This is a genomic window from Fimbriimonas sp. LA-C6 (assembly GCF_055398105.1).
In genome coordinates this window covers 3528366-3542192 of the sequence record NZ_AP038796.1, presented here as the reverse complement: position 1 = coordinate 3542192, position 13827 = coordinate 3528366, and the positions used below count along the sequence as shown (strand labels likewise).

At 52.7% G+C, this 13827-nt stretch carries 13 protein-coding genes; 2 read left to right on the top strand and 11 right to left on the bottom strand.

Going from position 1 to position 13827, the window contains the following annotated elements:
- The first annotated feature begins 226 nt into the window (after positions 1 to 226).
- On the top strand, positions 227 to 1129 hold the full coding sequence (locus tag ACZ51B_RS16275; RefSeq protein WP_464294397.1) for a hypothetical protein: 903 nt from the start codon (positions 227 to 229) through the stop codon (positions 1127 to 1129).
- Positions 1130 to 1156: 27 nt separating this feature from the next.
- On the opposite strand, the gene ACZ51B_RS16270 is transcribed toward ACZ51B_RS16275, so the two are convergent.
- The 6 genes from ACZ51B_RS16270 to ACZ51B_RS16245 form a co-directional block, all read right to left on the bottom strand.
- Positions 1157 to 2431 carry a sigma-70 family RNA polymerase sigma factor gene (locus ACZ51B_RS16270; protein WP_464294396.1) on the bottom strand — a complete coding sequence of 425 codons (1275 nt, stop codon included), beginning with the start codon at positions 2429 to 2431 and terminating at the stop codon, positions 1157 to 1159.
- A gap of 106 nt (positions 2432 to 2537) precedes the next feature.
- Complete coding sequence (locus ACZ51B_RS16265; RefSeq protein ID WP_464294395.1) at positions 2538 to 3740, bottom strand: type II secretion system F family protein; 1203 nt, start codon at positions 3738 to 3740, stop codon at positions 2538 to 2540.
- A gap of 375 nt (positions 3741 to 4115) precedes the next feature.
- Positions 4116 to 5297, bottom strand: a complete 1182-nt coding sequence (locus ACZ51B_RS16260) for a M20 metallopeptidase family protein (RefSeq protein WP_464294394.1) — start codon at positions 5295 to 5297, stop codon at positions 4116 to 4118.
- A 96-nt stretch (positions 5298 to 5393) separates the two neighbouring features.
- Positions 5394 to 5804 carry an ATP synthase F1 subunit epsilon gene (gene atpC, locus ACZ51B_RS16255; protein ID WP_464294393.1) on the bottom strand — a complete coding sequence of 137 codons (411 nt, stop codon included), beginning with the start codon at positions 5802 to 5804 and terminating at the stop codon, positions 5394 to 5396.
- Positions 5805 to 5810: 6 nt separating this feature from the next.
- Entirely contained in the window at positions 5811 to 7247 is a 1437-nt protein-coding gene (atpD, locus tag ACZ51B_RS16250; protein ID WP_464294392.1) for a F0F1 ATP synthase subunit beta, read from the bottom strand.
- 221 nt (positions 7248 to 7468) lie between these two features.
- Positions 7469 to 8689, bottom strand: coding sequence for a hypothetical protein (locus tag ACZ51B_RS16245; RefSeq protein WP_464294391.1), 1221 nt, complete (start codon positions 8687 to 8689; stop codon positions 7469 to 7471).
- Positions 8690 to 9023: 334 nt separating this feature from the next.
- Here ACZ51B_RS16245 and ACZ51B_RS16240 point away from each other — a divergent pair, with 334 nt between their 5' ends.
- On the top strand, positions 9024 to 9830 hold the full coding sequence (locus ACZ51B_RS16240; RefSeq protein WP_464294390.1) for a PspA/IM30 family protein: 807 nt from the start codon (positions 9024 to 9026) through the stop codon (positions 9828 to 9830).
- Between the two features lie 58 nt (positions 9831 to 9888).
- Here ACZ51B_RS16240 and ACZ51B_RS16235 read toward each other — a convergent pair whose 3' ends face one another.
- The 5 genes from ACZ51B_RS16235 to ACZ51B_RS16215 form a co-directional block, all read right to left on the bottom strand.
- Positions 9889 to 10509: a hypothetical protein gene (locus tag ACZ51B_RS16235; RefSeq protein WP_464294389.1), complete on the bottom strand. Its 621-nt coding sequence runs from the start codon at positions 10507 to 10509 to the stop codon at positions 9889 to 9891.
- Between the two features lie 119 nt (positions 10510 to 10628).
- Entirely contained in the window at positions 10629 to 11693 is a 1065-nt protein-coding gene (locus ACZ51B_RS16230; protein WP_464294388.1) for a glycosyltransferase, read from the bottom strand.
- The gene (locus ACZ51B_RS16225) at positions 11686 to 12396 is read right to left on the bottom strand and encodes a polysaccharide deacetylase family protein (RefSeq protein ID WP_464294387.1); all 711 of its coding nucleotides are present in this window, start codon (positions 12394 to 12396) and stop codon (positions 11686 to 11688) included. Before ACZ51B_RS16225 ends, ACZ51B_RS16230 begins: the two co-directional genes overlap by 8 nt.
- Before the next feature lie 48 nt (positions 12397 to 12444).
- Complete coding sequence (locus tag ACZ51B_RS16220) at positions 12445 to 13575, bottom strand: hypothetical protein (protein ID WP_464294386.1); 1131 nt, start codon at positions 13573 to 13575, stop codon at positions 12445 to 12447.
- Between the two features lie 63 nt (positions 13576 to 13638).
- Positions 13639 to 13821, bottom strand: coding sequence for a hypothetical protein (locus tag ACZ51B_RS16215; RefSeq protein ID WP_464294385.1), 183 nt, complete (start codon positions 13819 to 13821; stop codon positions 13639 to 13641).
- Positions 13822 to 13827 lie beyond the last annotated feature (6 nt).

Here is a 13827-nt window from a genome sequence, read left to right as displayed (position 1 = left end):
ATGGAGCGCAGCCCCAATACCTGGCTCACGGACACGGCAGACTCCCAGTTGGAGGGATTTACCTTTTTGTCCATGCACTTCTCTGATTCGTTATCGTAGCGAGGGCAATCTCGGCAGTACACTAGAATCTCCACATATGACGACCGCATCGCTTTTCATGTGTCTGCTAAGTCAGTCGCAATTGGTAGACAAATATACTCTAACTTTCTACCAGGACAACTTTGTTGTGCGACACGGAACTGAGGTGGTTCGCGTGCCGGTTAAGGCCGCACCCGAAGTTCCGAAGCAAAGCATCATGTATCGAAAAAATAAGACGTTCGCCGTGTGGGACGAGCGGGGTCTTACCGTCCGATCTGGCCGACGTGTCTATTCTACGAAATTGGCCGAGATTGCGGTATCTCCTCGTATCCAGAAGCGGGCAGAAATTCTGAACACGCTTAGCCTGATCAAGCAGGGGGTTCGGAGTAAGAATGCGAGTGGCCTCTCGGGTTCACGTCGGATTGGTGAGGATGTGTACTTCTTGGTCCGCTGGGACCAGAAAGATGGCAAACCTTGGCTTGAGGCGCTGGTGAAGGTCAACCTAATGGAGCTAGCACCTAAGCCTCAACTGATGGGCAAGTTTGATGGGCTTTCCACATCGAAGAAGGCAATTGATGACAGACTGGCACTTGCCGACGGCAAACCGGCTGTTGTGTGCCAAACCGAGGCGGGTTGGGGTGTTTCGACCTTTGCACCTGCTGACCGGATGTTCGATTTTCGCAAGGTGGGAGATGAGCTCCTGGGCTGGTCTACGACTGGCTACTTTATTGAGAAGTCCTCATATGGAACCTGCGTGGGAGGCTCGCTCAATCTTAAGGACTTCACCCGTCACACACTCTTTGAAGATCGCGGGACAGCGCGTTTTGTGGATCCCAATAAGCCGATGCTGGCAGTGATCCGCAAAGAGGACGGACCGGTTTTGCGAAATTTGGAGAGCGGCGCGGAGATGAAACTTCCGGCTTCTTGCGCGCTGAGACGTGCGGGGAAATGGGTGATCGTCTGGACGCCTTTTGACGCGCCCAAATCGGCGAAGCTGTACTCGCCAGAGAACTGGAATGATCTTGCTCGATGGTTCAAGGGCCTAGAGTAGGTCGGAGCTACTCTAGGCGCTTTCATCTTACGCAGCTACTGGGGTTGTAGCAGCTTTGATTGGCTTCGGCTCTGCTGCAGCTAACAGCTGAGCAGCATTTCTACCATCGACCGGGAATACGGCCTGTCCGAGGTCTACCGAGATCCCACCGCCTGGGCTGATCTTACCGCTTGCCCATCGGGCAGCCTGCTTGACCAATCGCTGACGGACAATCGATACGTTGGACCCTGTCATCGGCAAGATGATTCCGAAACCGGTATCTCCTACTCGTGCGACTACATCGAGACGGCGAACGTTGCCGCGTAGGAATTCGCTTGCATCTGCAAGGAAGTCCACAACGCTCTGCTCTCCATAGAAACGTCGCATCGAATCCAGACCTTGGAACTTCACCATGATGATCGCGAGCGAGTGATCGCCTGACGATGCGCGGTGAATCTCCTCTCGCAACCGGTTCTGGAAGAAGCCTTCGGTGTACGCACCCGTCACGCTGTCCATAACATCGAAGTCGATGGAAGCGGCCTGTCTTCTCAATACTCGATCGCTCTCTTCCTCGGTCGCCAAGATCTTTCGAAGCTTGGCAAGCGATTGTCGCAAGATGTGGCTTACATAGTTACAAGAGATTCCCAACTTGGAGGCGATTTCCGTCTGGTTCATCGAATCGAAGTGGAAGTGCACCAGCACCTGCCGCTCAAGATCGCGCAACTGACGGAGCGCGTGCTCAAGCACGACTCGGTCTTCCACGCCAAGTTGCTCGGGGCAGAAGTCGGCAGCATCGAGTCTTTCAACTTCTGTCGTACCGTCGTCGTCTCCCTGAACCGTGGCGTCCAAGCTTCCCACACGCAGCATTTCTGCTGTTTGGAAAACTTCCTGAACTGCTGTTTCGCTCACGCCAATACAGTCAGCAATCTCGCGGTTCGTGGGCACACGGCCCAGTTCTGCCTGCAAATTGCTTTGTGAGCGGTTCACCTTATGACGCAACTCCTGCAACCAGGCTGGCTGTCGGATGGTTTGGCTTCGGTCTCTTAAATAGTGCTTAATTTCTCCCGCGACTAGGTAAGTCGCATATGTATTAAACCGAACACCTGCATCCTTGTCGAACTTCGATAGCGCATTGAGGAGGCCAATAAAGCCGACCTGCACAAGGTCCTCATATGCTTCGATTCCGCTGAATTTTCTTGCAATTCTCTCTACAAGTCCTGCGTACTGGACCATGATGAGATCCTTAAGATCCCCTCTTGGCGACTCCAGATATCGCAGCACCAACCCTTCTGGGTCTTGGTTAACGCCTAATTTTTCCGACATAAATCACTCCGTTGATTACCTCCGGTCCGGCATCCTGCCAAACCACTCGCACTGGGATTTTCTTAAAGGTGTGAAGAGCTTTCCCCCCTCTTCACTCCTTGTGCTTTTACTTCACGTTGTTTACCAACTTGAAGATCGGTGTCATGATACTGATGGCGATGAAACCTACTACGCCGCCGAGGAATACGATGAGCAGAGGCTCAATCATCGAGGTTAATCCTTTAACCGTCGATTCCACTTCGGTGTCGTAGAAGTCGCCAACCTTCACGAGCATCTCCGACAATCGACCTGACTCTTCGCCTACGTCGATCATCGTCGTAACCATGGTTGGAAAGAGGCCGCACTCAGTCAAAGGCTGAGAGAGCTTCTTACCTTCACGGATACTGTTTCGCGTGTCTTCTATGGCCCGCGATAACACTGCATTACCAAGCGTCTCTCCAACTATTTCAAGGCTCCTCATCATGGGAACACCCGAATTAATTAGGGTACCGAACGTTCTAGTGAAGCGGGCTACACTCATCTTGAGCGCAAGCTCACCCACAATCGGTATTCGAAGCTTGATAAAATCGAGCTGGTACCTACCCTTTGTGGTCTTGCCCCACGCTTTGATCCCCATGAAGGCTCCAAAGACTGCGAGCAGAATCATCCACCAGTAGGCTCCCATAAAATCTCCCACTTTAAAGAGGGCTGCCGTAACAGGAGGCATTTCTGCCTTCATTCCGGTGAAGATCTCTTTAAACTTTGGAAGAACAAAACTGAATAGAGCGAACAGCATGATCTGGCTGAAGACCAAGACAAGCACCGGATACATCATGGCGCTCTTGATCTTTCCTTTGATCTCGGCTTCGTACTCAAGGAATCCGGACAGTCGCTCAAGGATCTGGTCGAGAATTCCACCAAGCTCCGCGGCTCGGATCATGTTCACATACAGTTTGTTGAACACCTTCGGGTGCTTGACCATGGCTTCGTTGAGTGCCAAGCCACCTTTGACGTCTGCTGTGACTGCTTCCAATGTGTATTTGAGAACAGGATCTTTTGTCTGAGAACTCAGGATGTCGAGACATCGGAGGATGGGGATACCCGCGTCGATCATTGTGGCGAACTGTCGACTGAAGACTACCAAGCTCTTAGGCTTGAGCTTTTGCCCATTTTTGCCAACCTTGGTTTTCTTCGTGGTCCGCTTGATGTCGGTACAGTGCAATGACTGGTCACGCAGTTTGGCCAGAACCAAACCTTCGGTGTCGGCCTCCATTGTTGCGCGAATGGTTCGCCCTGTTGAATCAATTGCTGTATACGCGTAAAGCGGCATCCGTCTCTTCCTTAAAATGGGATGTGTACTTCACACCCAACATTTAAGATTCTCGGAAGGACGAAGGCCCAAACCAACAAAGATTTACGCGATTCCAGTCTAATTCCTAGGTTAAGCAGTCAAGCCTATTAGGCTGCTTTAGCTTTTACGCTAGAAAACATAGAGATAGAATTTTTCGCGGCAATTTTCATATATCAGGGAAATTGCCTTGGCGCTGACATTTATTGACAACGTCAATTACTGTAGGGCGATTTCCCAATTAATTACCGCAAATTTCTGCGGTCACCTTTACTTCTTTCCACATACACCGCACGATTACGAGGAAAAATCTTAGAGTTTTTTTATTCTGCAACTTCAATGCAATAGCGGGCATTCTCAGCTGAGCGCTAGTTCACACATCAGCTCCACTCCGTAGGGAATGCAGGCATCGTTGAAGTCGAACTGAGGAGAGTGGAGGTTCGGGTAGCTTGTTTGCCCTTCTGGTCGAAGGCCCAAGAAGAAGAAACAGGCAGGTACGCGCCGACCGTAATAACTGAAGTCTTCGCCGCCCATTGTTGGGTTTTCCTCCACCAAGGTGTGCTCGGGTCCGACGACTTTACGTGCGATCGCGCGGAAGTGCTCGGTCGCTTGCTCATCGTTGACCGTCGTGGGATATCCACCGACCCACTCGATTTCTCCAGACGCACCGAAGGCCGCTGGGATGGTGCGTACGAGGTTTTCGATAGCTCCCCGCGCCAAGCTGCTTGTCTCATCAGTCAGGGTTCGCAGGGTGCCCTGAAGCACTGCCGTATCTGGGATAACGTTGTGGGCGACGCCCGCAACCACTTGACCGACTGTTACCACCACTGATTCGAGCGGGCTCACGGTTCTGCTTGCTACTGTTTGCAGCGCTGTAATGAGGTGAGCGGCCACTACGATGGGATCGATCCCGTAGTGAGGGTAGGCGGCATGGCTGCCTTTGCCCGTAATGGTGATTGCAAACTGGGCAGTTGCAGCCATGAGCGGCCCCACACGCGTCGAAACATTGCCAACGGTTATATTTGAGAACCCGTGGAGGCCAAACATGCTGTCCACTTGGCGGCCGAGGACAGAGCCATCTAAGACACCGTCTTCGCACATGCGAAGTGCGCCAGCTCCTTTCTCTTCGGCAGGTTGAAAAACGAATAAGACATCGTTTGGCCGCTCGGTCTGCTGAGCTAGAACCCTGGCCGCGGTGAGTAGGATCGTGGTGTGCCCGTCGTGCCCGCAAGCGTGCATGACTCCAGGACATGTTGAGGAATAGGCGAGGCCAGTGTCTTCAAGGATTGGCAATGCGTCCATGTCTGCACGCAGGGCAATGCACTTGCCACCAGGTTTGGTAGCTGGGAGATAGCCAAGCACGCCAGTTCCACCAGCAAGGCCATTTTTGTACTGGACACCATACCTGCCAAGTGTTTCCTGCACCTTTTGGCTAGTGCGGACTTCTTCGTAGCATAGCTCTGGGAAAGAGTGTAGGTCGTGGCGGATTGCAACCGCCTCACCCAAGTAACTATCGATGGTGCTACGCAGCGAAGACATGCCCTCAGACTACCAGCGTAACCCCATTTCTAAGAGCGCTCAAAATGAAAAAAGGGCTTGGTCTGAAGACCAAGCCCCTTTGTTTAAATCACTGAATCAACGGCTAATTCGAGCAGCCTTCAAGCGATGCATCGCTTTCTCAACTTCTTGGACAGCCTCATCGGTTGTCAGAGCGCTGGTCTCCCCTCGGAGTGCTTTGCGAGCGCTTTCAAGCTCCGACTCTGCACGGGAAAGATCGATCTCTTTTGCCCGCTGAGCTTCATCTGCTAGAACCGTCATCTTGTTGGCGTTGACTTCCGCAAACCCACCACCCACGTAAACGTAGTGGCGGAGGCCCGAAGGATCAACATACTCCAACAGACCTGGCTTGAGAGAAGCAATTACAGGAAGGTGGTCTGCCATCACACCCAGATAGCCTTCGCTACCTGGGAGGATGACTGAGGTCACCGTCTCATCGACAACTGCTTTGTCTGGAGCAACAACGCTGAGTGAAAACTCTTTGGGCATGACTTTTTAGACCGCCGTCTGGAGCTTCTTAGCCTTTTCGCGAACGTCGTCCATACCACCGCAGTAGAGGAATGCCTGCTCTGGAATGTCGTCGAGGTTTCCATCAACGAGTTCCTTAAATGCAGCAACCGTCTCATCGATCGGTACGTAGCGACCTGGGTTACCGGTGAACTGCTCGGCAACGAAGTTAGGCTGCGAGAGGAATCGCTCGATCTTTCGAGCTCGCGATACTAGCAACTTGTCGTCGTCCGAAAGTTCGTCGATACCGAGAATAGCAATGATGTCTTGCAGTTCCTTGTATCGCTGAAGCGTCTGCTGAACTCGTCGAGCAACATCGTAGTGAGCCTGACCAACGATGCGTGGGTCGAGGTTCTTTGAGGTTGAAGACAGGGGGTCAACAGCTGGGTACAGACCCTTCGAAGCGATTGCACGATCCAGATAAACGTAAGCGTCAAGGTGAGCGAACGTGGTAGCTGGTGCAGGGTCGGATGGGTCGTCAGCAGGAACGTAAACGGCCTGAACCGACGTGACCGAACCTTTCTTCGTGGAGGTAATTCGCTCTTGCAGGCCACCCATTTCGGTAGCGAGCGTTGGCTGATAACCTACAGCGCTGGGCATTCGTCCGAGAAGTGCCGATACCTCGGAACCTGCCTGAACGAAGCGGAAGATGTTATCGATGAAGATAAGAACGTCTGTTCCAACCGTATCGCGGAAATACTCCGCCATGGTGAGAGCAGACAAGGCAACTCGAAGACGTGCTCCGGGTGGCTCGTTCATCTGACCGAAGACCATTGCAGTCTTGTCAATAACGCGGGAGATGTTGCCCTGTGCGTCCTTGAACTCGGTTTCCTTCATTTCGCGCCAAAGGTCGTTACCTTCACGCGTTCGCTCTCCAACACCTGCGAACATCGATACGCCCGATGCTTCAACAGCGATGTTTCGGATGAGCTCTTGGATCAAAACGGTTTTACCGAGACCAGCACCACCAAACAGACCAATCTTTCCACCCTTGTTAAAGGGGATCATAAGGTCGACGACCTTTAGACCGGTTTGAAGTAGCTCAACCTTGGTCGACTGCTCGTCGTAGGTAGGCGGGGTTCGGTGAATCGGCAATCGTGGGGCATCTGGTACGTCTGGTTCGTTGTCGATTGGCTTACCTAGGACGTTGAAAACACGACCGAGGGTGGCTTCACCGACGGGAACCGTGATGGGTCCACCAGTATCCACAGCGAGCATTCCTCGCACCAAGCCGTCCGTAGAGGCTAGAGCGATAGCTCGTACGACGCCATCGCCCAGGTGTTGGGCGACTTCGCAGACAAGATCCACGCCACGAGCAGTGTCGTTGATCTCAATTGCGTTGTAGATATTGGGCAACGTGTCGACCGAAAAAGCGACGTCGACGACGGGTCCCACTACGGATATAACTTTGCCAGTTCCAGGCATTCTGTTGACGGTTCCTCCGAAGGCGGTTACGGTATATCCGGTGTTACGCGGACGGCAGAATTATACCAGCCACTCAAGAGCCACTGTACAGAATTCCTGCACTTCCTCAGGGCTGACTTACTGTTTTTTTGAGCAATTCTGGGCTTTTGAACCTAGAATTGCTCACTCAACTAGCAATCTTCTCAGTTTCGGCTCGTTAAGAAACATTGAACGTCTTGGGCTTAGGTGTTCGCCTGTGGTGACAGCACATTCTCGCGCTTTTCATCTCGCGATCGTTCCAGCCGGAGGGTCTCAATATGGAAGTCACCCAGCAACTCGTGCCACTGTTCCTCAACGATCTTGTTCAACTCAGCCTCGGGCACGCCGTACTTCCGAGCCTCGGAAACGAGTAGCTCCAACTGGGCACGGCGGACTTCGATCTGCTTCTCAAGTGCCATCAATCGAAGCTGTTCCACAACACCTTTTCTGTATTCTGAGGCCACGTGGTCGATCCTTTGTGACTGCTCCTCTACTTCCTGAGTCGTGTTGGCTCCTGCGAAGTGAGCTGGACGCAACAAAGCGTTGAACTTACTGATTTCACGAGCGAAGTGCGTGTCGTACTCACCGGTTGCCTGCACACCGAAAAGACTCTTCTCGGTACCAGGCGTTACCTCTTCCCCATCGATGGTCTTGGATTGAGAGGTTGCATGTGCAGCCATGAGCGGCACTGCTTCCAGAAGCAAAGCTAAAGCAAGCCATGCAAGTCCTGGTATGGTCAAAAGCTCCGCTGTTGCAAGTTGCAAGGGAGTCTTCGCTTGGGTCGTCTCAGCTTCACGAAGGCTTGGCATGGGTGGAGGAGGCATGTTAAAGCCTTTGCTCTCGTCCTTCCTGAGAAGTCCGACTAACCGTCCCAATTCGGTGTGCGCGTCCTGCAACTTGGTAAACGCCACGGGCACGCTAGGCTCGTTCAGTGCGGTTGAGGCATCAAACTTGAAGGCATCCCACTGCTTCTGCGCTTCTTTGGCGGATGCAACTTCAGATTTCATCTGCTCGATCATTGCCATGCCTTCTGCGGGGTTCTTGTAGTCGCTGGTCGCCAGTCGGCTGTTCACACGATTGATGACGCTCTTAGAGAAATCGATTCGGTTGGCATAGATCGCTCCGGCTAGACGCCTTGCGTCATTCACCGAACTGGATAGCCCCAAGGCCTGAGCTTTCAAATCGTCTCGTGCCTGAAGTGGCGCGGCACGCCTTTCCTGATCTGAAAGATAGTTCGAAGCAAAACCAAGATAGCTAAAGAAAACGGAAAGTCCGACGACTGGAACCAATAACCGCATCCAACCGCCGCGATTGTCTTCGTTCGATCCAATGAGTCCAATGCCAGCATACAGAGCCATGCCCTGGATTCCAACACCCAGGATGATTCCAGCCGTCATGGGCAACACCATGGAAAGGCCGATCACGTTTGTCCAGCAAGAAATTACTTGAAACGCAGAAACGAACAAAATCCAGGCTAAAGCCGATTTAGAATGTTCGTAGGCTTTGCCTATCTTGCCCAGCCCTCGGGCTAAGGCACTACCGTGTCGATATTTAAAAGAGCTAGAAAACAAACCACACCTCGTACCACATCCTGTGAGAACGACTATCCTTATCCAACACAGTGTACGACCTCTTCAAAATCGTCCGGGACCTTTGTATCCTGGATGCGGGATTGCGCGTATTGCACATTGGACTCACAGTCATGAGTTCGGACGTGTATAATTCCGAAAACCTGAATAGGTCCGATCAAGGCGCTTCATGAAACGATTCTTCAACTGGATTAAAGCTGTATTCAATCGCACCATGGACCGGGTTGAAGACCCGGATATGATGCTCGATCAGGCGCGACGCGACATGCAAACCGCCCTGGTCTCCAATCGTGAGAAAGCGGTTCAAGCGATTACTCAGAAAAACCGTCTCCAAGGACTCCTCGAAGACTCCAAGCGCAAAGCCGATCAACTTGAAAGCCAGGCAGCCATGGCTTTGAAGCAAGGCAACCGCGAGCTGGCGACGCAGTTTATGCGCGAGAAGATGAACCACGACTCCACGATCACCACGCTCCAGCAGTCTTACGACCAGGCCGTGGCAACGGTGGATCAGGTCAAGCTGGCCATTAAGCGTCAGGAAGAAGAGGTCCGTAAGAAGACCGCTGAAGCCTTGGCGATGAAAGCTCAGTGGAAGCAGGCTCAGATTCAAAACTCGATCTCAAAAGCACTCGACGGACTGACTTTCGAGAACCAATTTGAAGGTTTTGGGGCTGCGCAGGAGCGAATCCGAGAGGCTCAGAGCGAAGCCGCTGCTCGCCAAGAGATGCTTGGAAACTCCCTGCAGGGCAAGGTCATGGCCATGGAAGATAAGGCGATGGACCTAGAGGCTGAGAGCGAACTGGAGAAGCTGGAACAGCGTCTCGGTCTCAAACCAGCCGCTCCGGTAGTTGAGACTCAATCGGTCTCGGTAGGCGGCCCTACTCCGACTACGACCCCAGATGCAGCCGCAGAAGCGACTGCTCAGTCGGAAGCAGAGCGGCAGCTTGAAGAACTTGAAAAGCGCCTCAAGGGCAACTGAAGAAAGCCTGCTGTCATTCAAACGGGACGTTCTCATGAACGTCCCGTTTTTTCTTTATCTAGTCTTTTGAGGGCTTAATGCGGAGCGACTTTGCTACGTCATCCGCTACTGACTGAATAGCTTGAGGGTTATTCGTCGAAATAAAACGCAGGACATACGATTTCGAACCGTCGGCAACAACATAGCTGATCTTGTTCACCGTATCTCCACCGCGAGTCTTCATCTCTGCGACATATTTCGCGGCTGGCCCGATGGGCAGTTGGATCTTTTGTTCCGCCTTCCCCCCGTACTTCTTCATTACATCTTGCTCATCCTGGGAAGCTTCCGAAAGGCTCAAGTTGCCATCGTGTGGCACCACTTTCAGGTAGAAACGGGTTCTCTCTTCTCCAGGGATCGGCTTCGAACTGTCCACGCAGTTGATCACGATGCCTTTCTTCTTGAGTTCGGCCAAAGCCTGCTGCTCTTGGGCTTCATTCTGCTCCTTCATCCGCGAGGTAAGGGCCTGTAAGTCTGGATTGTTTGACTGCTCTGTAGGCATATCCTGAGCCAGCCCCAAGGCGTCCATCGAACCACCTGAGCCAACACGCCAACCACTTGGCACACCGAGGCCGACTCCGCTTTCCTTGTCCTCTGCCCAGGTCCAACCCTGAGCCAATGTCGCAGGAGGGAGATCTTTCACGTGTTCTGCCGGGGACTTTTTACAACCCAACACTAGAACAGGAACCAATAAAATAAGTGCTCTTCTATCCATCGCAAATCCTTTACATGCCTACGCGGGTAAAGGATGCAGCGAGATCGTTAAGAAAGTAGCAGTCGATACACTTCGTCTGTACCTTGGAGCATTGCTTCGACGCTGAACACCTCTGAAACTCGTTTCATGGCAGCTTCCGACATGGATGTACGAAGCTCACGCGAGTCCAGGAGTTGTTGGATAGCCCCTGCAAGCTCAGGTGGATTGGCATCGGCCACTAGGAGGCCGCAATCGCGATTCACCACTTCTGGGATACCACCGATGTTGGTCGCCACGATAGGAAGTCCCTGCGCCATGGCTTCCACTAAAGCAATCCCCATGGCTTCCTTGTGCGAAGGAAAGACAAAGAGGTCCATGGCGGCGAGGTAACGTGCCACGTCCGTTTGATAACCCGCGAAGTGAACGCGGTCCTTTAAACCTAGCGATGCGGCAAGAGCCTGACACTCTGCCACGGCGTCTCCGTCACCCACTAAAAGATATTGGAGATTGCTGTGATCTTTGAGTAAGTGAATGGCGTTGATAGCATCGTCAATGCCCTTGAGAGGCGTGATTCGCGACACAGTCCCAAGGACTATTTGAGAGTCGTCCATTCCAAACTGCAGCCGAACAGCGCGGTCGGTTTGCCGAAAATCCGAAGGCAGACCGTTGTAAACCACCGTGATCTTCTTCGCAGAGACTCCCTGCTGCACCAAGTGATTCTTGACGCCCTCCGATACCGAGATCAGATGCGTTGCGGCGGCGAAGCTGAGCTTGCCGCTCATGCCATGAACTGTTGCAACAGAAGGGACTTTCGCCAAGCGTGCGGCAAGAGTTCCGTTCACACTGGAGGTGCTGAGGTGCGTATGGACTACATCAAAACGACCTTCTCGGATCACCTTCCGCATCTGGAGAATCGCTACTGGGTCGATCTTTCCGCGTACTTTGACTTCGTGAACTGGAAAGCCTGCCGCCCTCACTTGCTCGCCAAACTTCTTGCCTTTGAAAGTCAAAAATTCGACATGAGTGCCTGACTCTTTCTGTGCTTTCGCAAGCGTCATCAAGCTTTGGACGGCTCCGTAGATCGCCTCGCGCGCGCTGCATAGCTGCAAAACTTTGAGGTTCCGCTCAGCCATTACGCAACTCCCGATACAGTTTCATCAGGAATACCGGGAGCACGGTGTCGCTTCGTACGTTCATTCGCTTTAGGGCGTACCGGTTCGTCTTTGAGGTGTTGGCACCCTTTTCAGTCGAGCAGGCGTTCACGTAGCCAGCCTTCTCGACCATCTGCATGACGCTGACCGACTTGCCACCGTACGGGTAACAGAATGTTTCGATAGGGATATTCAAGGCAGATTTCAATTGTTCCCTGGAGGTTGAAATCTGTTTCCAAGCATCATCTTCTGACTGCTGGTCCAGGTGGGTGTGATCGGCAGTGTGAGATCCGAACTCGTGGCCCTCCGCGTGTGCAGCCAAGATCTCTTCGACCGTCATGAGCCGCTCTTCTACATCTCCAAGATCGCGCACGTCCCAGGCATTGGTGCCGCCCAATTGGTTTGAGACGAGAAACACAGTGCCGGTAAAGCCGTAAGCCTTCATCGCTGGCACTGCGTTTGTTAGGAAGTTCTGATACCCGTCATCGAAACTGAGCACGACAGACTTCCGCTGCGTTGGACTTTTGAACAGAGTCGATAGGGGAGCGGATTGAAAACCAAGCGCCTTGAGCCCCGCCATCTGACGGCGAAACATCCCTGGCGAGACATAGTGGCCGGGAACCTTCGCTTTCGGATCGCGTTTGGCGATCTTGTGATACATCAGAATCGGAACTCGTTCATCCATGAGGGGTCTAGATTGATTGTTTTCAATCTAGACCATTGTGCCATGGAGCTATCGAAGTCCACTCGCTACTTTCCGCTTTGATCTTCGAACAAGCACGAAAATTAGGAGACTCCCACAGAGGAGGATGAATCCCGCTGCAATGCACTCCGCCAGAATGGTGATGCCGTCGGCGGGCCCTCTGGTTGCCCAAAAGCCTAGATCCCCTTCTGTGATGGTTGGGAGCTTCTCCTTGAAGCCGCTCCAAAAGTTAGGATCGGTATCAGGGTGCTTTCCGAGCTTCATCTTAGCAAGCATGTAAGTGTTTCGATGTTCGTTCCACTCATCGCACTGCTTCCGTAGCGACCGGAATGTCGATTCCAAGCGAGGAATCCGATCCCTCGGTACTCCCATTCGAACCAGCCATTTGGCGCTACTCGAATCCGCAAAAGACTTTAGACCCTTATCAGTCAGTTCTTCGCAGCGAAGGACCGAAACATATCCCATGACACCCTTGTTCTCGTGACCAAGCAATTGAGCTATCGCCAAGTGTATGTCTGGAACTTCCCAGCCATAGCCCATAACAACTAAACCAGCCAGCCCTTTGATCTCGGCTGTGGACCCTTTACTGTTGCCGATAAATTCTTCGGACAGGTCTTTGACATCAGCCCTGCTCTTCGCCTGGACAGCGCGGATCAGCCAATCCGTGAAGACCAACTGGACTTTTTCACGACCGAAGTGGGCATTTGAGTTGATCTTCAGGGCCTTTTCGATGTGAGTTTTGGAATCCTTGGCCAGCTGGATGTCTTCAACTTTCGCACCGCCGACTAGCCATTTGTGGATCTCGATGGTGCCGAGGTTCGAATAGCTTCTGTACGAAACCATTGGGTCTGTAGACTTTATTGTCCGAGCCATCTTTTGTTTGATGATCGAAATTGCTAAGTCGCACTTACCCAAGCGGTCTGCAGCCACGGCTGCGTCGTCGTAGAGATCGAAGTTCTGAGGATGCACCTTGAGTTCGCGCTGAACGCGCTCCAGGCGCATCTTGTAGTACTCAGGCGGGTTCCGGTCAAATGCCCCCACTGCCGACATCCCGGCTTCAGGCTGTTGGGACGCCTCGTGAGCGAGCGTATCGCGATCCCATTCGCACGCCTGGCACACGGAGACCAAAGTTAAAATCGACCAAGCGCAAAAGAGCTTCATATAGCAATGAGGTGGACCATACCTAGCTTGGTTCGCCCACTACCAAAAGTCCCAGGGATATTCTTAGAAGGGAGACTTGGGTTCAGCAAGCGTTGACTTTGCGGCTTCACGCTTCGCTCTGTTTTCTCGCTCGACAGCCCGGCTAAAAATTGCGCCCGCGACAATGATGCACACAACCAAGAATCCGGCGAAGCAGATGATAGCCACACCTTCGGGGTTGTTCAGTTTGTCGAAGCCGCGTTCCATATTTGA